This is a genomic window from Variovorax sp. HW608, assembly GCF_900090195.1.
Taxonomy (GTDB): Bacteria; Pseudomonadota; Gammaproteobacteria; order Burkholderiales; family Burkholderiaceae_C; genus Variovorax.
Map to the genome: position 1 here is coordinate 7,675,181 of NZ_LT607803.1, position 19,888 is coordinate 7,695,068.

Genomic DNA, 19,888 nt, shown 5'->3' on the forward strand with positions numbered 1-19,888 from the left:
GAAATCAGACCAACGGGCCGCGTTCGCTGATGAGTTGCATCGCCTCGTCGTCGATGCGCTCCTGCTCGAAGGCGAGGAAGCGCATCCAGTAGCCGGCGATGTCGATGTTGTCGCCGTTCACCAGAATTTGCATCTCGATACGCCTGCCGTTCACGAAGGTGCCGTTGCGGCTGCCCAGGTCGCGGATCGTGACCACCGGCCCATCGGTCGCCAACGCAGCGTGAAAGCGGCTCACGCGCTGCGAAGCGAGCACCACATGGTTGTGATCGGCGCGGCCGATGGTCATTTCCGGTTCGGTGACCGGGACCTGCGTGGTCTGGCCCTTGGGGGTCATCAGTATCAGCAATGCCATCGGGATGCGTTCCTCTTCGCTTCCCCACACTAGCGGCAGAGTCGGCGCGCAACAACGGCGCAGTGTTACAAGCCGTGCGCCTTCAGGTGACGGTTGCGGGCGCCGCCGGCCAGCGAAGCTCGTGGCCAGTGCGCGCGGTGAATCCCGCCATGTCCTCCGGCGTGTCGATGTCGACGCGATAGCGACTGTTGTCGGTGTCGAACCACCGGACGCGCTCCGGATGCGCGTCACGCCAGCGACGGCAGGCCGCGTTCGCTTCGCCGGCCAGCCATTCATCGCGCAGAGCGGCCTCGAAGATCACCGGGTTGCCGGGCTCGCCCGCGACGCGCGGCACCACCATCGAGGCGTCGCCGCGCTTCTTGAAGGCGCCGATGAGCGCAGTGATGTCGTCCGCGTTGATCATCGGCTGGTCGGCCAGCGCGACGATCACCGCATCGAGCTTGGGCGACAGCGCCTGCAGGCCGATCAGCACCGATGAAGCCTGCCCATCGTCGGGCGAGGGGTTGCGCACCAGCGTGACCGGAAAGTCGCGCACCGCGGCCTCGATCGCTTCGGCATGGTGCCCGAGCACCACCACCACCTCGTCGACGCCCGCGCCCGACAGCGCGATGAGCTGCCGCCGGATGAGCGGCACGCCGCCGAGTTCGAGCAGCGACTTCGGACGCCCGCCGAGCCGGCTGCCCGCGCCGGCCGCGAGCAGCAGCGCGCCGATCACCATGCGCGCATAGAGACCGCCGCCGCCCTTGAGGATGCAGCCCATGTCAGGCCTCCGAACACACGAAGTGATGAGCGTGGGGGCTTTTCATGCTAGTGACCGCAGCAGGATGACTTCTCGGCAGGCATCGCCGGCAGCTCGGCCGGTGCTTCGCAGCAGCTTGCGGCAGCAGGCTTCGCCTCGACGCCGTGACGGTGCGACACCACCGCCGCGAGCACCGACAGCGCGATCTCCTCGGGCGTGGTCGCGGGCATCGGGTAGCCGGCCGGCGCCACGATCGCCTGCACCGCGTCTGCGTTCTCGCCGGTAGCCACGAGCGAGGCCTTCAGCACCTGCGCCTTGCGCGCGCTCGCGACGAAGGAGACCTGCCGCGCTCCGAGGCCGAGCGCGAGGCGCAGCGCCTGCAGGTCGCGCCGCCCCTGGGTCGCGACCACCACCCAGGCACCGGGCGCGACCTGCGGCGTGACGACGGCCGGATCGTCGGTCGCGAAGACCTGCCGCGCATCCGGGTACGCGCCGGCGTCGGCGTCCTGCGCGACCAGCGTCACCGCGAAGCCCACGCGCGGCGCGAGCTGGGCGAGGCTGGCGGCAACCGGCGACGCGCCGATCACGACCAGCCGCGCCAGCGGCAGGACCGGATCGACGAACAGCTCGAGCGTGCCGCCGGAGTGGCAGGCCATGCCGAACTCGAGCACGTCGCCCAGATCCTTTTCTTCCCCTTCGGCGGTGGGCGCGATGCGGATCAGCCGCGCATGCCCGTCGGCCAGCACCTGCCGCACCGTGCGCAGCACGACCGGTTGCGCGCAGCCGCCGCCGATCCAGCCGTGGAACGCGCCGTCGGCGGTGACCACGGCCTTGTCGCCGGGATGCGCCGAGGCGGGCGCGAGCGCCTTGATCACGCTGACCAGCGCGTAGGGCGTGCCGGCCTGCTGCAGCCGGTGCGCGGCATCGAGGACGGTGTCGACGTTGCTCATTGGGTAACCTCCGCGCAGCAGCGCTGCGGTATTCGCCTCCGGAACGGCCGCGCGGCTCATGGAAGCTCCTCCTCGCGGCGGGGAATCGGTTGGATCATGTCCGGCGGCCGGTCGTTCATGTTCATCGCAGGTGGCGTGCGAGTTCGGCCAGGTCGCCCACGCTGTTCAGCCGTTCGAAGCCTTCGACGAGCTTGCCGTGCGCCCTCACCTGCGCGATCGCCTGCGAGGCGGGCGGCTGGTCCGATGGATGGAACCAGCGGATGAGCGCGCCGCGCCGGCGCACCTGCGCGAGTTCTTCGGCGAGGCGCTGCGGCTCGTCGGCATCGAAGCCGTCGGACAGCACCCAGACGCGCGCATTGCGGGTGAGCTGCGCCCGCGCGTGCCGGCGGTGAAAGTCGGCCACGCTGGTCGCGATGCGGGTGCCGCCTGCGAAGCCGGCGGTGACCGCATTGATCTTCTCCTGCACCGCGGCCGAGTCGCTGCGCAGCAAGGGCGTCACTTCGGCCAGACGGGTGTGGAAGACGAACACGCGCGCGTTCATCGCCGAGACGAAGGCGCGCGCGATGCGCAGGAAGAGCTGCGCGTGGGTCTCCATCGAGCGGCTGACGTCGACGAGGATGAAGAGCCGCGGCCATTCGCGGCGCGGCGCGCGCCACACCGGGTGCAGCGGCAGGCCGCCGGTGCGCAGGCTCGCGCGCAGGGTGCGGCGAACGTCGAGGCGGCGGCCCTGCGGGCGGGTCCGCAGGCGACGGGTGAGCCGCTTGTGCAGGCGCTGCGCGATGCGCTCCGCGAGGCGCTCCAGCTCGGTGAGGTCCTGTGGCAACCATTGCGAGAGCGAGCGGTCGTGCAGCGCGTCGACACGGCTCGCACCGCCTTGCGCGCGTTCGCGGGCTTCCTCCTGCGGCTCGGCGCCGGGCGCATGCAGGGCGCTGTCGGTGGCCGAGGGCTGCGCTGGCGGCGGACCGGCATCGAGCTGCTCGTGCAGGCTCTTCACCAGCTGCGGCAGATGGCGGCTCGGGCGCGTCGCACCGCTCATCCGGGTCTTTCCCTTCACGCGGTCGGGATGCCAGTAGGCATCGAACAGCTCCGGCCAGCGCCGCCAGTCGCGCGCGTCGTGGCAGGCGATGGAGCGCCATGCGGCATCGAGCCGCGCCGCGCGCTCGACCGGCACGCGCAGCGCAGCGGCCACCATGGCCTGCTGTTCGGCGATGCCGACCTTCAGGCCGTTGTCGCGCAGCAGGGCCGCGAAGCCGGCAATGCTGTCGAGCGGGCGCGCGAGGGTGTTCATGCGATCACGTCGGTTGCGGCGCCTTCTCGGCGACACCGACCGTGCGCCGGCCCTCGATGAGCTGCCGCACCCGCTCTTCGCCGAGCTGGAAGCGGTCCTCGCGCGTCTTGAGCAGGCAGGCCAGCGTGCGCGCGAGCGCATGCGGATCGTCGGGCAGCGCCTTGAATTCGAGGCGGTGCAGCGCGCGCACCCAGTCCAGCGTCTCGGCGATGCCGGGCATCTTTTCGAGGTCCTCGCGCCGGAGGCGCTGAACGAAGGCCACCGCCTGCTCGACCAGCGCGCTCTCGGCCTGCGGCAAGGTGGCGCGCACGATCGCGATCTCGCGCGCGAGTGTCGGGTACTCCAGGTAGTGGTAGAGGCAGCGCCGCCGCAGCGCGTCGGAGAGCTCGCGCGTGCCGTTGCTGGTCAGCACCGCCTGCGGCACGTGCTTGGCGCGCAGGGTGCCGAGCTCGGGCACGGTGATCTGGTAGTCGGCCAGCACTTCGAGCAGGAAGGCCTCGAAGGCCTCGTCGGCGCGGTCGATCTCGTCGATCAGCAGCACGCAGGGCGCATCGCTCGAAATCGCCTGCAGCAGCGGGCGTTCGAGCAGGTAGTCGCGCGCGAAGAGATCGGCTTCCTTCATGCCCTGCGGCTGGGTCTCGTGCAGGCGGATCGCGAGCAGCTGACGGCCGTAGTTCCACTCGTAGGCGGCCTGCGACAGGTCCAGCCCCTCGTGGCACTGCAGGCGCACCAGCGCGCGGCCCTGCGCGTGCGCGAGTGCAGCGGCGAGCGACGTCTTGCCGACGCCGGCATCGCCTTCGACCAGCAGCGGCCGCTGCAATTCGCCGGCCAGCCACAGCGTGGTGGCGAGCGCCTCGTCGGCGATGTAGCCGGCGCGGTGCAGCGATTCGCGCAGCTCGGCTTCGGTCATGGGATCAGCTTCGCTTGCCGATCAGCCCCGCGAACCAGCCTTTGACGAGGGCCCAGAGCATCGCGAGTGCGTTGAGTTCGCGTTGCTCGGGCGCGGCGGGAGCACCGGGCGCTGCGTCGGCACCCGCAGCCCCCGGCAGGGCCGCTGCAGCCGCGCGGAAGTTGTCGACGAACTGCGCGAGCAGCATGTCCGAGACCGGCACCAGCAGCCGGTTGCCGAACTGCGCGAACTTGCCGCTGACCGCGACCACCGCCTGCCCGGCGAGCACGGAAGTGGCGGGCGTTTCGCCGGGCTCGATGGTCGCTGCGAGTTCCATCGACGCCGACGAGCCGCTGCGGTCGGCGCCCTTGCCGAGCATGCGCAGCTTCTTCGCTGCATCGTCGAGTTCGAGCACCTGGATGTCGCCCGCGAAAGCCGCGTTCGCCGGGCCGACCTTGACCTTGACGTTGCCCTTGTAGTGCGTGTCGTCGACCTGCTCGGTGATGGCCGCGCCGGGCATGCAGCCGGCCACGGTCTTCACGTCGCGCAGCACCTGCCAGGCGCGGGCCACGTCGACGTCGAGCGGGTAGCGTTTGTCGAGCTTGACTTCCATCGTGGTCTTCTCAGAGTGCGACGCCGCTCTTCTTGAGCTGCTGCCAGACGCGGTACGACGTGTGCGGCATCACCATGTGGTTGACGCCCAGATGCGCGAAGGCATCGACCACCGCAGATGTAAAGGTCGGGATCGAGCCGACGTGCGGCGACTCCGCCACGCCCTTGGCGCCGATCGGGTGGTGCGGCGAAGGCGTCACGGTGTGGTCCGTCTCCCACTTCGGCGTTTCGACCGCGGTGGGCAGGAAGTAGTCCATCAGCGTGTTGCCGAGCAGGTTGCCTTGGGCGTCGAAAGGCATCTGCTGGCCCATCGCGACCGCGTAGCCCTCGGTGAGCCCGCCGTGGATCTGCCCTTCGATGATCATCGGGTTGATGCGCGTGCCGCAGTCGTCGAGCGCGTAGAAGCGCCGCACACGGGTCTCGCCGGTGCCGCGGTCGATGTCGACCACGCAGAGGTAGATGCCGAAGGGGAAGGTGAAGTTGGGCGGGTCGTAGTAGTGCACCGCTTCGAGCCCCGGCTCCAGCCCCGGCGGCGCCTGGTGGTAGGCGGCCCAGCAGATGTCCTTCATGGTCTTGAACTTCGCGTCGTCGCCCTTGACCTTGAAGCGGTCGATCTCCCAGTCGAGGTCGGCCTCGCCGACTTCGAGCAGGTGGGCGGCGATCTTGCGTGCCTTGGCGTGGATCTTCCGCGCCGCGAGCGCGATGGCCGCGCCGGCCACCGGCGTCGAGCGCGAGCCGTAGGTGCCGAGGCCGTAGGGCGCGGTCGAGGTGTCGCCTTCCTCGACCTGGATCACCTCGGACGGCAGGCCCAGTTCGGTCGCGATGATCTGCGCGTAGGTGGTCTGGTGGCCCTGGCCCTGCGTGATCGTGCCCATGCGCGCGATCGCGCTGCCGGTGGGATGCACGCGGATCTCGCAGCTGTCGAACATGCCGACGCCGAGGATGTCGCACATCTTGCTCGGCCCGGCGCCGACCACTTCGGTGAAGGAGACCAGGCCGATGCCCATCAGCGTCGGGCAGTTCGGGTCCGCGCGCTTGGCGGCCTGCTCGGCGCGCAGGCCCTTGTAGTCGCAGGCGTCGAGCACCTTCTGCAGCGCCGCGTGGTAGTCGCCCGAGTCGTACTCGAAGCCGAAGGGCGAGGTGTACGGGAACTGCTCCTTGCGGATGAAGTTCTTGGCGCGGATCTCGGCTTTGTCGATGCCGAGCTTCTGCGCCAGGATGTCCACCATGCGCTCGATCAGGTACACCGCCTCGGTGACGCGGAACGAGCAGCGGTAGGCCACGCCGCCCGGCGCCTTGTTGGTGTAGACGCCCTTCACGCTGCACCACGCGGCCGGGATGTCGTAGGAGCCCGAGCAGATGTGGAACATGCCCGCCGGGTACTTGGTCGGATCGGCGCAGGCATCGAAGGCGCCGTGGTCGGCGATCACGTTGACGCGCAGGCCGGTGATGCGGCCATCGCGCGTGGCGGCGAGTTCGCCGTCCATGTGGTAGTCCCGCGCGAAGGCGGTGCTGGAGATGTTCTCGATGCGGTCCTCGATCCACTTCACCGGCTTGCCGAGCACGATGCTCGCGACGATCGCGCAGACATAGCCCGGATACACGCCCACCTTGTTGCCGAAGCCGCCGCCGATGTCCGGCGAGACGATGCGGATCTTCGATTCCGGCAGGCCCGAGAGCAGCGACACCACCGTGCGCACCACGTGCGGCGCCTGCGAGGTCATGTAGGTGGTGAGCTCGCCGCGGATCGGGTCGAAGCTGGCGACGCAGCCGCAGGTTTCGAGCGGGCAGGGATGCACGCGCGGATAGAAGATGCGCTCGGCCACCGTGACCTCGGCGCCGGCGAACGCCGCGTCGGCCGCGGCCTTGTCGCCGGCCTCCCAGGTGAAGATGTGGTTGGGGTGCTCGCGCTTGCCGTGCGCGCCTTCGGTCTTGCCCGCGAGGTCCTCGCGCAGCACCGGCGCATTGGCTTCGAGCGCGGCGAAGGGGTCGATCACCACCGGAAGTTCCTCGTACTCGACTTGCACCGCCTCCACGCCGTCGGCGGCGGCGTAGCGGTCCTCGGCGATGACGACCGCGACCTCCTGCATCTGGAAGTGCACCTTCTCGTCCGCCAGCACCGCCTGCACGTCGCCGGCCAAGGTCGGCATCCAGTGCAGCTTGAGCGGCTTGAGGTCGTCGGCGGTCAGCACCGCGATCACGCCGGGCACCTTCAGCGCCTCGGTCTTGTCGATCTTCTTCACGCGCGCATGCGCGAGCGGCGAGCGCACGATGTCCATGTGCAGCATGCCGGGCAGCTTGATGTCGTCGACATAGTTGCCCTTGCCCTGGATGAAGCGGGCGTCTTCCTTGCGCAGCCGGCTGTCGCCGAGACCTTGCAGCGCGGCGCTGCGTTCGAGCAATGCGGAATCAATCGGTGCGTTCATAGGACCTCCTTGGCGCTTCGCGCCTTCCTCCCGAGGAGGAATTCGCCCTTCGGGCGGCCGTGCGGGCTCATGCCGCCACCTTTTCGGTTTGCTGCAGCTTGGCAGCTGCGTGGAGAACCGCCTTCACGATGTTCTGATAACCCGTGCAGCGACACAGGTTGCCGCTCATCCCGGCGCGGACTTCCTCCTCGCTGGGATTCGGGTTCTCCTGCAGGAAACGGTAGGCCCGCATCAGCATGCCGGGCGTGCAGAAGCCGCATTGCAGCCCATGCTGCGTGTAGAAGCCCTCCTGCACCGCATGCAGCACCGCGCCCTGGGCGAGCCCTTCGACGGTGAGCACCTCCGAGTCTTCGCACTGCACCGCGAGATGCGTGCAGCTCTTGACCGACTGCCCGTCGACATCGACGGTGCAGGCGCCGCAGTGCGAGGTCTCGCAGCCGATGTGCGCGCCGGTGAGCTGGCATTCCTCGCGCAGGAAGTGCACCAGCAGCATGCGCGGCTCGACGGCTTTCTCGATGCGCCTGCCGTTGACGCTCATGTGGACGAGTTGCTTGGCCATGGCTTGGGTCTCCGTCGTGCTCGTTGGTCCTATTGGCAGCGCGCGGCGGCCTTGGCGATCGCGCGCCGGACCATCTGGCCGGCCATCGCGATCTTGTAGTCGCGGTCCCCGCGCAGGTCCTCGACCGGATCGCAGATCGCCATCGCCTTGGCGGCGGCATCGGAGATCGAGGCGTCGCCGATCGGCTTGCCGATCAGCGCGGCTTCGGCGTCCGCGGCGCGCAGCGCCGTCGGCGCCAGGTTGGTGAGCGCGATGCGCGCATGGCTCACGTTGCCGCCGTCCATGCGCAGCACCACGGCCGCCGCCGCCGTGGCCCAGTCGCCGGTCTTGCGCTTGAGCTTCGCGTAGGCGTAGCCGGTCTTCGGCGCAAACGCGGGCACGCGGATCTCGACCAGGATCTCGTCCTCGGCCATGTCGGTCACGTAGGTGCCATGGAAGAAGCCCTCGGCCTTCACTTCGCGCCGGCCCTTGGGCCCTTCGAGCACGAAGACGGCGTCGAGCGCGATCGCGAGCGCCGGATGGTCGTTGGCCGGATCGCCATGCGCGATGTCGCCGCCGATGGTGCCGCGGTTGCGCACCTGCGGATCGGCGATCTGCGACGCCGCTTCGGGCAAGAGCGGGACCTTCTGCCGCAGCAGCGGGGAACGGATGAGCTCGTTCTCGACCGTCATGGCGCCGATCACCACCGCCGCGCCGTCCTCGCGGATGCCGCGCAGCGCATCGATGCGGTTCAGGTCGATGAGATGCGCCGGTTGCGCGAAGCGCAGCTTCATCATCGGCAGCAGACTGTGGCCGCCGGCCAGCAGCTTGGCATCGCTGCCGAGGGTGCCGAGCAGCTGGATGGCATCGCCCACCGAGCGGGGCGCGTGATAGTCGAATCCGGAGGGAATCATCGTGCCTGTCTCCTGTTGTTCTGACGCGCAGCGCGCGCCGGGCCCGGGCTCGCGGGCCGGCGGCTAACTTAGTTCCGGCGCGCGGGAGACTGCGATTGGCCGCACGAAGGTGGGCGGTGCATGCACGAAATGCGCGTCCACTGCATGAAATGCAACCGGCCGTGATGCGGCGGGGGTTCTCCCGGATCGCGCCGGATCAGCCGCGCATCGCCTCGATCTCGGTGATGCCGAGCTGGTCGAGAAGGCGCGGCACGCTGGTGCGCGCGACCGGCAGCGGCGTCGCTTCGCCGCGCAGCTTGAGGCTGACCTTGCCGTCGTCGCGCAGGATCTGCTCGGCGTGGTCGAGGTTGGCGAGGTAGCTGCGATGGATGCGCAGGAACGACGCGCCGTCGAGCCGCTCGGCCAGGTCGCTGATGTTGAGGTTGCAGAAGCTCGACCCCTGCGCCGTGCTGACCCAGGTGTAGTGGCCCTCGGCGCGTATGTAAGTCACCGCCTCGGTGTCGACCAGCACGATGCGGTTCTGTGACACGGTCGGGATCTTCTGCAGCTGGCGCTTGGCCTGCGGCTTCTGCGCCCCGGGCTCCTCGCCGGCGACGAGCTCGGTGATGTCGTAGAAGATCAGCGTGTAGCTCGCGGTGTCGCCGCGCAGGTCCGACAGCTTGGCGACCTTGATGAGCAGCACGCGCTCGGGGATGTTGATGATCATCGTCATCGGCGGCGGGTTGCTCACCGGGCACTCGGCCTGGTCGAGCAGGAACCTGACCTTCGGCTGCGAGCGCTCGGGGTGGAAGGACAGCACCACCTTCTCGAACGGCGCCTTGTCTTCCACCGGCAGCACGCGGCGTGCAAAGCTGTTCATGGCGACGACGCGCAACTCGCGGTCGAGCTGGACCACGCCGACATCCGAGCGCTCGAGCAAGTACAGGGGGCTGCGACTTTGCATGCGTGTCTCCGTGGTCCGGGCCTGGCTGGCCGGTGGTCCGATTGAAGCACTGTTGACGCAGCTTGCGCAGGGGGTGAGCCCGCAGCATGGTGGCGCGACGATGCGTTGGAGTTGCCAGTGCCCGAGCGAGGCAGCTAGAGGCCTTTTTCCACCATGTCCAGGAGCCGCTGCCCGAGCGCGTCGACCTGAGCGCGCGGCATGTCGCGCAGGGGCCCGTCGATGACGAGCATCGCCAGGCCGTGCACCGCCGACCAGGCGAGGAACTCGGCGCCGGGGCGGCGCGCGGCCGGCATGGCGCCGGCTTCGACGAGACGGTCGAGCGCGGCACCGAGGAGCTGGAAGGGGTCGAGGCCGCTGTCGCCGCTCATCGCTTTCTCGGGCTGGCCCTGGACATCCACCTGCGTCGCGAATGCCGTGCGGAAGAGGCCGGTTTCCGATTGGGCGAAACGCAGGTAGCCGGCGCCCACCGCCCGCACGGTCGCACGTGCGAATGCGGCCGGATCGCGCATCGGTTGCAGGGTGGCGAGCTCGGCCTCCATCGCGCGCGCGACGGCCGACAGCGCCGCAGCGCGCACGGCCTGGAGAAGCGCCTGGCGGCTCTCGAAATGGCGGTAGGCCGCATTGGGTACGACGCCCGCGCGGCGCGTGGCCTCGCGCAGCACGACCGCTTCAGGCCCGCCGGCGCGCGCCAGTTCGACACCCGCCGCGAGCAGCGCACGCCGGAGGTCGCCGTGGCGATAAGTGCTGCGCGCGGGCGGTGCGGAGGTTGCCGGGACGGACATGCGGTCTTTCATGTGGACAGCGTCCATTATCTTTGCTATCGTTTTGTGGACGTTGTACACAAACGCAACGGTTTCCCCAACGCCCCCTCATCCTCGAAGTCAGAGTAGGAATGTCAGTCACCCAACACCCCCTCCACAGATCCGTACGTGCGGAGCTACCGCATACGGCTCCTGCCTTGGGTCATGACGATCAGACGCTGGTTCGGGTAGGGGTGGCAGATGTTCGGGACAGGCAGCCAGCGCGCCATCAAGCGATACATGCGTCGCCAAGGCAGGTCGTGGCTCTGGCTGCGGCGGCACAGCGTGCGATGCCACAGCCCGACGACCTGATGGCGGAATGTCCTCAGCCGCGCGCCGTTGCACGGCACGCCGAAGTAGCGCGCATGCCCAGTCACCACCGCCCGCAGGTACTGGCCCTGCTCCGGGATGGGTTGGTGCATGCGCCTTCTGAGTTCGAGCTTGATCACCTGCAGCTTGGCTCGCAGGCGTTTGGCACTGGTGAGTCGCAGGACCATGAACTTGCCCTTTCGGGTCGTCCCGCAGCAATGCGTGAACCCCAGGAAGTCGAAGGTCTGCGGCTTGCCTTGTCCCTTGCGGCGTCGGTTCTCGTGGGCGAAGCGCCCGAACTCGATCAGCCGCGTCTTCTCGGGATGCAGCTTCAACCCGAACTGGCCCAGCCGCTCGGCCACCGCGCGCTGGAAGCGCTCGGCGTCATCACGGAACTGGAACCCCGCAACCCAATCGTCGGCGTAGCGCACGACGATCACGTCACCCCGGGCATGGCGCCCCCTCCACTGCTTCACCCACAGGTCCAACGCATAGTGCAGGTAGATGTTGGCCAGCAGCGGACTGATGCTCCCGCCCTGAACCGTCCCCAACTCACCTTGCGTGAGCCTGCCGTCCTCCAGCACGCCCGCGTGCAGCCATTTCTTGATCAGCCGCACCACGCGCGTGTCAGCCACGCGATGTTCGATGAACTTCACCAGCCAGTCCCTTTCGATCGTGTCGAAGAACTTGGCGATGTCCGCATCGAGTATCCAGTTCACCTTCCTTGCGCCCACACCCACCGCCACGGCATCCAGCGCGTTGTGCGCGCTGCGCCCGGGCCTGAAGCCGTAGCTGAACCCGAGGAAGTCCTGCTCGTAGATGGCGTTCAACACTTCGACCGTGGCACGCTGGACGAGCTTGTCCTCCAGCGCCGGCACGCCCAGCGGGCGCTTGCTGCCGTCGGCCTTGTCGATGTACACCCTCTTCACAGGCTGGGGCCGGTAGCCCCCTCGGGCCAGCCGCTCGGACAACTCCAGGAGATTGCCCTCCAGGTCCTGTCCGTACGTCTGCCAGGTCTGGCCGTCCACCCCGGCGGCCGCGTCGCGCTTGAGCGCGAGGTAAGCCGCCCGCAGGCGTTCGACCGCGTAGATGTGATGCAGCAGTCCCGTGAACTTCGCATCACGACGGCCCTTTGCCGTCTGTCGTATGCCATCGAGCGCGGTTCCCATGTCATAGACCCGCACCGATCTGCGGGACATGCGCGCCGCGATGGCATTTCCCTTGGCCTGCCGCCTTCCCTCCACCACCTCCGCCGCCGCAGGAGCTTCCCCCGCAGCCTTGTTCGGCAGCTTCTTCGGTACTACGCAGCAGTCCGACTTCCCGCGCCTGTGGCTCATCGTCGTACGCCCTTGGGCTTCACGATGCGCTCTGCAGCCAGCGCTTCCCAGCGCTGCGCAGAAGGACGCGGGATCTCCCGGTTCCCGAACAAAGTGCTTGCGTGCGTGCTCGGGGTCTTTGACCGCGCGGGGTCCGCCTCTGCCTCGCCAATGCGGCAGCGACGGTGTGACCTTCGGCATTCTCCTACTGCCTCGGCACCCCGGACCACCCGCAGCTGTCGCCACGGGGCATGTATTACGCGGCTCGATACCCGGCCCGCTCGTCCCCCTATCAACGCTTCGCCCACACCCTCGCGGATGTGCACGCATGACTCGGGGCCGCCGTAGCTGGCTAAGCCTTCAACGTATGAAACTTTCATTCACAACACTTTGCCGGTTTTGACCGGCGCACAGGAGATCCCATGCAAGTCCAGCCCTATCTGATGTTCGACGGCCGCTGCGAAGAGGCGCTCGAGTTCTACAAGAATGCGGTCGGCGCCCAGGTCACGGCGCTGATGCGCTTCAAGGACAGCCCGGAGCCGCCGCGGGCCGACTGCGGTCCGATCGACGCCAACAAGGTCATGCACTCGGCCTTCACGATCGGCGAATCGACGGTGATGGCGTCCGACGGAATGACCACGACCGGCAAGCCGGTGTTCCAGGGCATTTCGCTCTCGCTCATCGCCAAGGACGAGGCCGAGGCCAAGCGCCTGTTCGATGGCCTCGGCAACGGCGGCCAGGTGCAGATGCCGCTCGGCAAGACCTTCTTCTCGCCGGCCTTCGGCATGGTGGCGGACCGCTTCGGGGTGTCGTGGATGGTGGTGGTGATGCACGAAGCGGCCTGATCGTCGGGCGCCTCCGAGGCGACAGGCGCCGGCGGCGGCCTGCCCGTACATTCGGCGGTTCCATCCCCAAGAACCCAAGGAGCCACCGCCCATGATTCACGTCGTCGCCGTCATCACCGCCAAGCCTGGCCAACGCGACAAGATCCTCGAGGCCTACCGCGCCAACCGGCCGGCCGTGCTGGCCGAGGAAGGCTGCATCGAGTACACCGCCACGGTCGACGCCGCCGGCATGCCCGCCACGCGCGGCAGCTTCGGCCCCGACACCTTCGTGGTGGTCGAGAAATGGGCAACGCTCGCTGCGTTGCAGGCCCACGCCGCCGCGCCGCACATGGCCGCCTACGGCGCCAAGACCAAGGAGTGGACCGAAAGCCGAGTCATCCACGTGCTCGAACCCGTCTGATCCTCAGCCCCCAAAACAAAAAAACGCGCCCGAGGGCGCGTTTTTCTTTAGTGGCCTGGCGCGGCTTACTTCGCCATCACGCGGACCATCTCGAGGCACTTGTTCGAGTAGCCCCACTCGTTGTCGTACCAGCTGACGAGCTTGACGAAGGTGCCGTCGAGCGCAATGCCGGCTTCGGCGTCGAAGATCGAGGTGCGCGGGTCGCCACGGAAGTCGGTGGCGACCACCTTGTCCTCGGTGTAGCCCAGCACGCCCTTGAGCGCGCCTTCGCTCTGCGCCTTCATCTCGGCGCAGATTTCCTTGTAGGTCGCTGCGTTCTCGAGTTCCACCGTCAGGTCGACCACCGACACGTCGGAGGTCGGCACGCGGAAGCTCATGCCGGTGAGCTTCTTGTTGAGCTCGGGGATCACCACGCCCACGGCCTTGGCGGCACCGGTGCTCGACGGGATGATGTTCTCGAGGATGCCGCGGCCGCCGCGCCAGTCCTTGTTGCTCGGGCCGTCGACGGTCTTCTGCGTCGCGGTGGCAGCGTGCACCGTGGTCATCAGGCCCCGCTTGATGCCCCACTTGTCGTTGAGCACCTTGGCCACCGGAGCGAGGCAGTTGGTGGTGCAGCTCGCGTTGCTGATGATGGCTTCGCCGGCGTACTTCTTGTCGTTGACGCCGTAGACGAACATGGGGGTGTCATCCTTGCTGGGGGCCGACAGCAGCACCTTCTTGGCGCCGGCGTCGATGTGCTTCTGCGCGCTCTCCTTGGTGAGGAAGAGGCCGGTGGATTCGAGCACGATGTCCGCGCCGACTTCGTTCCACTTGAGTTGCGCGGGGTCGCGCTCCTGCGTCAGGCGGATCTTCTTGCCGTTGACGATCAGCGTGTTGCCCTCGACGTTGATCTCGCCCTGGAAGCGGCCGTGCACCGAGTCGTACTGGAGCATGTAGGCCAGGTATTCGGGTTCGAGCAGGTCGTTGATCGCGACGATCTCGATGTCGTTCTTGAAGTTCTGCACCGCGGCGCGAAGCACGTTGCGACCGATGCGACCGAAGCCGTTGATACCGAGTTTGATAGCCATGTCATTTGCTCCTGGATGATTGAAAACCGAAAGAGGTGGTTCGACCTTAGGCCGGCGCCGGGCCGCCAGCGCGGCGAAGTCCGCGCTTCGCGCAGACGGGCGGCCTGCTGCTGCCCCCTCGGGGGGCAGCGATACACGAAGTGAGAAGCGTGGGGGTCATCCTAGCGCTTGAGCGCCGCTTCGACCGTGGCAGCGACGTTCTCTGCCGTGAACCCGAAGTGCTTGAACAGCACGCCGGCGGGTGCCGATTCACCGTAGGTGTCGACGCCGACGACGGCGGCGACGCCGTACTTCCACCAGCCGTCCGTGGCGCCCATTTCCACGGCGATGCGGGGCAGGCCTTGCGGCAGCACGCCCTTCTTGTAGTCGACGCTCTGGCGGTCGAAGGTGGTGGTCGAAGGCATGGAGACCACGCGCACCGGGATCTTCTTGGCGGCCAGCAGCTCCTGCGCCTTGAGCGCCAGCTGCACTTCGGAGCCGGTCGCGATGATGACGGCGCGCGCCTTCTTGCCGGCGAGCGGCTCGGCCAGCACATAGGCGCCCTTGTTGATGTCGCTCAGGTCGCCCTTGGGCGAGTAAGGCAGGTTCTGGCGCGACAGCAGCAGCGCCGTCGGGCGGCTCGCGTTCTGCAGCGCGACGGCCCAGGCCACGGCGGTCTCGGCGGTGTCGGCGGGACGCCAGACATCGAGGTTCGGGATCAGGCGCAGCGACGCCGCATGCTCGATCGACTGGTGCGTGGGGCCGTCTTCGCCGAGGCCGATGGAGTCGTGCGTGAAGACGTGGATCACGCGCTGCTTCATCAGCGCCGCCATGCGGATCGCGTTGCGGCTGTAGTCGCTGAAGGTCAGGAAGGTGCCACCGTAGGGAATGAAGCCGCCGTGCAGCGCCACGCCGTTCATGATGGCAGCCATGCCGAATTCGCGCACGCCGTAGTTGATATGGCGTCCCGGCAGGCCGTCGGGGTACTGCTCGTTGCCTTCGCTGCGCACCACGGCACCGTTGTCGTCGAAGCGCAGGCTCGGTGTGCTCTTGGTGTTGGTGAGGTTCGAACCGGTCAGGTCGGCGCTGCCGCCGAGCAGTTCGGGCAATGCGGCGGTGAAGGCCTCGAGCGCAAGTTGCGATGCCTTGCGCGATGCGACCGTCTCGGCCTTGGTGTGCGCGGCGACGATCGTGTCCAGGGCGGTCTGGTGGAAGTTCTTCGGCAGCTCGCCCTTCATGCGGCGGCTGAATTCGCCCGCGAGATCGGGGAAAGCCTCTGCGTAGGCGGCGAACTTCTCGTTCCAGGCGGCTTCGGCACGGGTGCCGGCGGCCTTGGCATCCCACTCTTCGTACACGGCCGCCGGCAGTTCGAAGGGCGCGTGCGTCCACTGCAGGGCGCTGCGGGTGAGGCCGATCTCGTCGGCGCCGAGCGGTTCGCCGTGCGCCTTGGCGGTGTTGGCGCGGTTCGGGCTGCCCTTGCCGATCTGGGTCTTGCAGATGATCAGGGTGGGCTTGTCGCCGTGCTTCTTGGCCTTCTCGATGGCCTTCGCGACCTCCTTGACGTCATGGCCGTCGATCGGGCCGATCACGTGCCAGCCGTAGGCCTTGAAGCGTTCTTCGGTGTTGTCGATGAACCAGGGCTTGACCGGGCCATCGATGGAAATGCCGTTGTCGTCGTACAGCGCGATCAGCTTGCCGAGCTTCCAGGCGCCCGCGAGCGCCGCCGCTTCATGGCTGATGCCTTCCATCAGGCAGCCGTCGCCCAGGAAGGCGTAGGTGTGATGGTCGACGATGTCGTGGCCCTTGCGGTTGAACTCCGAAGCCAGCAGCTTCTCGGCGAGGGCGAAGCCGACGGCATTGGTGATGCCCTGGCCGAGCGGGCCGGTGGTGGTCTCGACGCCGGGCGTGACGCCGGTTTCGGGGTGGCCGGCGGTCTTGCTGTGGAGCTGGCGGAAGCGCTTGAGCTCGTCGACCGACAGCTCGTAGCCGCTGAGATGCAGCACCGCGTAGATGAGCATCGAGGCATGGCCGTTCGAGAGCACGAAGCGGTCGCGGTCGAACCAGCGCGGGTTGGCCGGGTTGTGCTTGAGGTGTTCGCCCCAGAGTGCGACGGCCATGTCGGCCATTCCCATGGGTGCGCCCGGATGCCCCGAGTTTGCGAGTTGTACGGCATCCATTGCCAACGCGCGGATCGCGTTGGCCATCAAGGCTTGGTTGGCCATCTGGGGGCTTTCTGGGGGGCAAGTTAGGGGGAACCCGGCATTTTAGCGGGCGAGGTTGCGGACCCTCCCGGCGGCCCGCGGATGGGCTGCTAGAGTGCCGGCCATGCATGGACTGCACCTCACCGCCGATCTCCACGATTGCCGCTGCGCCGCGCGCTGGCTGGTCGATGCGCAAGCGCTCGGCGCGGCATGCGTCGATGCGGCGGAATCGGCCGGCCTGCAGGTGGTCGGCCAGCTCTTTCATGCCTTCCCGGCCACGCCGCACGGGCCCGGCGGCGTGACCGCCACGGTGCTGCTCGCGGAATCGCACCTGTGCGTCCACACCTGGCCCGAGCAGGGCGGCGTCACGCTCGACGTCTACGTCTGCAACTTCGGCGGCGACCACTCGGCGAAGGCGAGGGCGGTGATGGCTTCGCTGGAGGCGCTCTTCATGCCGCAGCACGCGAAGCTGCATGCCTTGCAGCGCGGCGCGATCCGTGCGGAGGCCGCATGAAGGCAATGATCCTTGCGGCCGGGCGCGGCGAGCGCATGCGGCCCTTGACCGACACGACGCCCAAGCCGCTGCTCGAAGTCGCGGGCAAGCCCCTCATTCAATGGCCCATCGAGGGGCTGGCCGCGGGCGGCTTCACCGACCTGGTGGTGAACACCGCGTGGCTCGGCGAGCAGATCCCGGCGCGCTTCGGGGAACGGTTCGGCGCATCCACCATCGCCTATTCGCATGAAGGCAGGGACTTCGGCGGCGCGCTCGAAACGGCCGGCGGCATCGTGCGCGCGCTGCCGATGCTGGGCGACATCTTCTGGGTCGCCGCGGGTGACGTGTACGCGCCGGATTTCCGGTTCTCGCGCGAAGCGGTGGAGCGCTTCAGGGCGAGCTGGCGCCTCGCGCACCTGTGGCTGGTACCGAACCCGGCGCACCACCCGCAAGGCGACTTCGGCATCGCGGCCGACGGCGGCGCGCTCAGCGAGGCGCCGCAGAAGTACACCTTCTCGACGATCGCGCTGTACCGGGCCGCGCTCTTCGCGCCGCCGCTGTGCGACATCGAAGCCGGGAACCCGCAGGGGATCAAGGCGGCTTTGGCGCCGTTGCTGCGCGATGCGATGCGATCGGGCCTGGTTGGCGCGGAGCTCTACACCGGACGCTGGGCCGATGTCGGCACGCCGGAGCGGCTGGCCGAACTGAACAGATGAAAAAAACGGCCCGCGTGGCGCGGGCCGTTTTCGGTGGCAGTTGTCCGTCGCGTAGCCCGCGTCAGGGGACGTTCGATGTCGACATCTGGAACGGCTTGCCGGGCAGCGCCATCGCGCCGCCGTACTCGGCCGCGGCGCCGTTGATCGCGTTGATCGGGCAGCCGGTCGGTCCTGCGCATGCGCCGCCGTCGCTGAAGATCACCGGACCGTAGCGGTAGTTGCGCATCGCCTTGCCGGCGTAGTCGAGCGCGCTCAGCACATAGCCCTGGTTCGCGAAGTTGTCCGCGTCCTCCACGGCGATCAGGTCCTTCATCTCGCTGTGCTGGATCGTGCGAACGACGCTGCCGCTGTTGCCGTTGGAGGCGAAGCGCACCCAGTTGATCTTGTTGTCGCCGCGGGAGGCAACGATGACCTGCTGGTTGTTAGGCTCGCCGCTGAAGCCGCCCGGCTCACCCTTGGAGGTGCCGAGCGATGTCGGGTTGCGGCCGATGCCGGTCACGGTGCCCACTTCGGCGATGTTGCTCGCCGGCGGGTTGGCCACCATGCTGTAGCCGTCACCCGGCGTGAAGCCGTCGAGGCTGTAGATGTGCAGCGTGCCGTCCTGCGTCGCGACCCAGGCGCGCGGGGTGGAGCCGAAGACCGTGGTCTTCACCGCCGTCGGGCGTGCGCCCAGCGACACCGTCTTGAGCACCGTCGGCGTCTGCGAGGCCTGCACGTCGAAGGTGAACGGCCACTGGTTGGCCGACTGGCCGATGTTGGTCGTCTGGTTCACGTTCGAGCTGAAGTACATGCCGTTGAAGTAGCTGAACAGCGGCTTCAAATCGATGAACGTGGCCTTCTGCTCCGACTTGGAGATCACCACTGCCACGCCGCCCTTGGCGTAGTTGTACTGGTTGGCGCCGCCGCTCGCGAACTTCTGCCAGTTGCTCGAGAGGGGCGAGTTGGCGTAGCCGACGAACTGGCCGACGTTCGAGCCGGTCTGGTTGAGCGACTTGAACTGGTCCATGCCGGTGGTGACGGCGATCTCGGTCGGCGCCGCCATGCCCGGCAGGTCGACGTAGCCAAGGATCTTCATGAAGGCGATGTCGCCCATGTTGGCGAGGCCCGGGTAGACGCCCATCCATTCCTGCCAGTAGTTGTACCAGGCCGCGTAGCCGGTGTGCTGGGCGGAGTTGTAGGGGTCGCAGCCGTCGCACAGGCCGGCCAGCGCGATCACCGCGACCTGGCCCTTGAGCGCCTGCGTGTCCCACACCGTGACCAGCGCGAATTCGCTGTTGTTGGTCATGGCAATGGCGGTCGGCACCTTGTTGGCAGGCAATTGCACAGTGGCCTGGTTGCGGGCCGTGTTGCTGCCGACCGTCCCGATGACGCCGTTCTGGAACGCGACGAGGCCTTCCGAGCAGAAGGCCGGACGGCCGGCGCAGCGGCCGACGGCGATCGGGTCGCTGCTCACGAGGTGCTGGTCGCGATAGCCCATCACGTTGATGCTGTCGATGCCGCCGCCGGTGACGGCCGCCCGCGTCCAGTTCAGCTGAGGGAGCTGCGCGAACACGTTGTACATGTAGTTCGAGACCTGGATGTCGGACACGCCCACGCGCTGCGACGTGTCGTCCGCCACGAACGCCGCGTTGGCGAGGTTCGACGAGAACGAGCCCGCGCTCGAGCTGGGCGGCCCGCCGACCGACCACCAGAACGGGTAGTCCGGCGCCGGCGAGGTGAGCTTCGTATCGGTGCGCTTGTACAGCGCCACGCCCGCATTCGCGGTGCCGCATGCCACCGCATCGGGGCCATAGCGGTAGGCGATGCCGGCATCCTTGCTCAACTGGGCGGCCATGGCGGTGTACTGTGCCGCCACGATGTTCAGCGCGCTGTCGACGATGTCCGTGCTCTGGGATCCGCAGAAGGTCGTGGTTTGCGGTGTGCTCCCGAGGGTCGTGCCGCCGGAGGAGACGCCGCTGCTGCCGGAAGAGGAGCCGCTCTGCAACGCCGAAGCCGCCGCAGCTGCGTTGGCCGCGGCCGCTGCACTCACGGCGGAGCCACCGCCGCCACCACCACCGCCGCCGCAGCCCGCAAGCGCGATGGCGCCAAATGACAGCAAAATGGCGCTCTTA

Annotated in this window: 19 protein-coding genes; 4 read left to right on the forward strand and 15 right to left on the reverse strand. The window is 68.1% G+C overall.

Annotation, left to right across the window (positions count from 1 at the left end; genetic code table 11):
- Positions 1-4: 4 nt before the first annotated feature.
- The 12 genes from VAR608DRAFT_RS36315 to ltrA all read right to left on the reverse strand — a co-directional run bounded on the left by VAR608DRAFT_RS36315 (position 5) and on the right by ltrA (position 12,097).
- Positions 5-352, reverse strand: a complete 348-nt coding sequence (locus tag VAR608DRAFT_RS36315) for an FHA domain-containing protein (protein WP_088958472.1) — start codon at positions 350-352, stop codon at positions 5-7.
- A gap of 82 nt (positions 353-434) precedes the next feature.
- Positions 435-1,112 carry a nucleotidyltransferase family protein gene (locus tag VAR608DRAFT_RS36320; RefSeq protein WP_088958473.1) on the reverse strand — a complete coding sequence of 226 codons (678 nt, stop codon included), beginning with the start codon at positions 1,110-1,112 and terminating at the stop codon, positions 435-437.
- Positions 1,113-1,159: 47 nt separating this feature from the next.
- Positions 1,160-2,041 carry an XdhC family protein gene (locus VAR608DRAFT_RS36325; protein WP_172843949.1) on the reverse strand — a complete coding sequence of 294 codons (882 nt, stop codon included), beginning with the start codon at positions 2,039-2,041 and terminating at the stop codon, positions 1,160-1,162.
- 121 nt (positions 2,042-2,162) lie between these two features.
- Positions 2,163-3,329, reverse strand: coding sequence for a vWA domain-containing protein (locus VAR608DRAFT_RS36330; protein WP_088958475.1), 1,167 nt, complete (start codon positions 3,327-3,329; stop codon positions 2,163-2,165).
- Between the two features lie 4 nt (positions 3,330-3,333).
- Positions 3,334-4,239 (reverse strand): AAA family ATPase, encoded by a 906-nt coding sequence (locus VAR608DRAFT_RS36335; RefSeq protein ID WP_088958476.1) that lies wholly within the window; start codon positions 4,237-4,239, stop codon positions 3,334-3,336.
- A 4-nt stretch (positions 4,240-4,243) separates the two neighbouring features.
- The gene (locus VAR608DRAFT_RS36340; RefSeq protein WP_088958477.1) at positions 4,244-4,831 is read right to left on the reverse strand and encodes a CoxG family protein; all 588 of its coding nucleotides are present in this window, start codon (positions 4,829-4,831) and stop codon (positions 4,244-4,246) included.
- A 10-nt stretch (positions 4,832-4,841) separates the two neighbouring features.
- Positions 4,842-7,256 (reverse strand): aerobic carbon-monoxide dehydrogenase large subunit, encoded by a 2,415-nt coding sequence (locus tag VAR608DRAFT_RS36345; RefSeq protein WP_088958478.1) that lies wholly within the window; start codon positions 7,254-7,256, stop codon positions 4,842-4,844.
- A 67-nt stretch (positions 7,257-7,323) separates the two neighbouring features.
- Positions 7,324-7,815 carry a (2Fe-2S)-binding protein gene (locus tag VAR608DRAFT_RS36350; protein WP_088958479.1) on the reverse strand — a complete coding sequence of 164 codons (492 nt, stop codon included), beginning with the start codon at positions 7,813-7,815 and terminating at the stop codon, positions 7,324-7,326.
- Positions 7,816-7,844: 29 nt separating this feature from the next.
- Complete coding sequence (locus VAR608DRAFT_RS36355) at positions 7,845-8,708, reverse strand: FAD binding domain-containing protein (RefSeq protein WP_088958480.1); 864 nt, start codon at positions 8,706-8,708, stop codon at positions 7,845-7,847.
- Positions 8,709-8,904: 196 nt separating this feature from the next.
- Entirely contained in the window at positions 8,905-9,651 is a 747-nt protein-coding gene (locus VAR608DRAFT_RS36360; protein WP_088958481.1) for a PAS domain-containing transcriptional regulator, read from the reverse strand.
- 134 nt (positions 9,652-9,785) lie between these two features.
- Positions 9,786-10,433 carry a TetR/AcrR family transcriptional regulator gene (locus VAR608DRAFT_RS36365; RefSeq protein ID WP_088958482.1) on the reverse strand — a complete coding sequence of 216 codons (648 nt, stop codon included), beginning with the start codon at positions 10,431-10,433 and terminating at the stop codon, positions 9,786-9,788.
- A gap of 155 nt (positions 10,434-10,588) precedes the next feature.
- Positions 10,589-12,097, reverse strand: a complete 1,509-nt coding sequence (ltrA, locus tag VAR608DRAFT_RS36370) for a group II intron reverse transcriptase/maturase (protein ID WP_231972977.1) — start codon at positions 12,095-12,097, stop codon at positions 10,589-10,591.
- 401 nt (positions 12,098-12,498) lie between these two features.
- Here ltrA and VAR608DRAFT_RS36375 point away from each other — a divergent pair, with 401 nt between their 5' ends.
- Complete coding sequence (locus VAR608DRAFT_RS36375) at positions 12,499-12,921, forward strand: VOC family protein (protein WP_088958483.1); 423 nt, start codon at positions 12,499-12,501, stop codon at positions 12,919-12,921.
- Between the two features lie 91 nt (positions 12,922-13,012).
- Positions 13,013-13,321, forward strand: coding sequence for a putative quinol monooxygenase (locus VAR608DRAFT_RS36380; RefSeq protein ID WP_088958484.1), 309 nt, complete (start codon positions 13,013-13,015; stop codon positions 13,319-13,321).
- A gap of 65 nt (positions 13,322-13,386) precedes the next feature.
- Here VAR608DRAFT_RS36380 and gap read toward each other — a convergent pair whose 3' ends face one another.
- Entirely contained in the window at positions 13,387-14,388 is a 1,002-nt protein-coding gene (gene gap, locus VAR608DRAFT_RS36385) for a type I glyceraldehyde-3-phosphate dehydrogenase (protein ID WP_088958485.1), read from the reverse strand.
- Positions 14,389-14,549: 161 nt separating this feature from the next.
- Positions 14,550-16,589: a transketolase gene (tkt, locus tag VAR608DRAFT_RS36390; protein WP_088958486.1), complete on the reverse strand. Its 2,040-nt coding sequence runs from the start codon at positions 16,587-16,589 to the stop codon at positions 14,550-14,552.
- Positions 16,590-16,692: 103 nt separating this feature from the next.
- Between tkt and speD the strand changes: the two genes are divergently transcribed.
- The gene (speD, locus tag VAR608DRAFT_RS36395; protein WP_088958487.1) at positions 16,693-17,082 is read left to right on the forward strand and encodes an adenosylmethionine decarboxylase; all 390 of its coding nucleotides are present in this window, start codon (positions 16,693-16,695) and stop codon (positions 17,080-17,082) included.
- A 5-nt stretch (positions 17,083-17,087) separates the two neighbouring features.
- Positions 17,088-17,777, forward strand: a complete 690-nt coding sequence (locus VAR608DRAFT_RS36400; protein ID WP_088958488.1) for a nucleotidyltransferase family protein — start codon at positions 17,088-17,090, stop codon at positions 17,775-17,777.
- A 61-nt stretch (positions 17,778-17,838) separates the two neighbouring features.
- On the opposite strand, the gene VAR608DRAFT_RS36405 is transcribed toward VAR608DRAFT_RS36400, so the two are convergent.
- A complete protein-coding gene (locus VAR608DRAFT_RS36405) occupies positions 17,839-19,875 on the reverse strand; it encodes a hypothetical protein (protein WP_088958489.1) in 2,037 nt (678 codons plus the stop codon).
- Between the last annotated feature and the right edge of the window lie 13 nt (positions 19,876-19,888).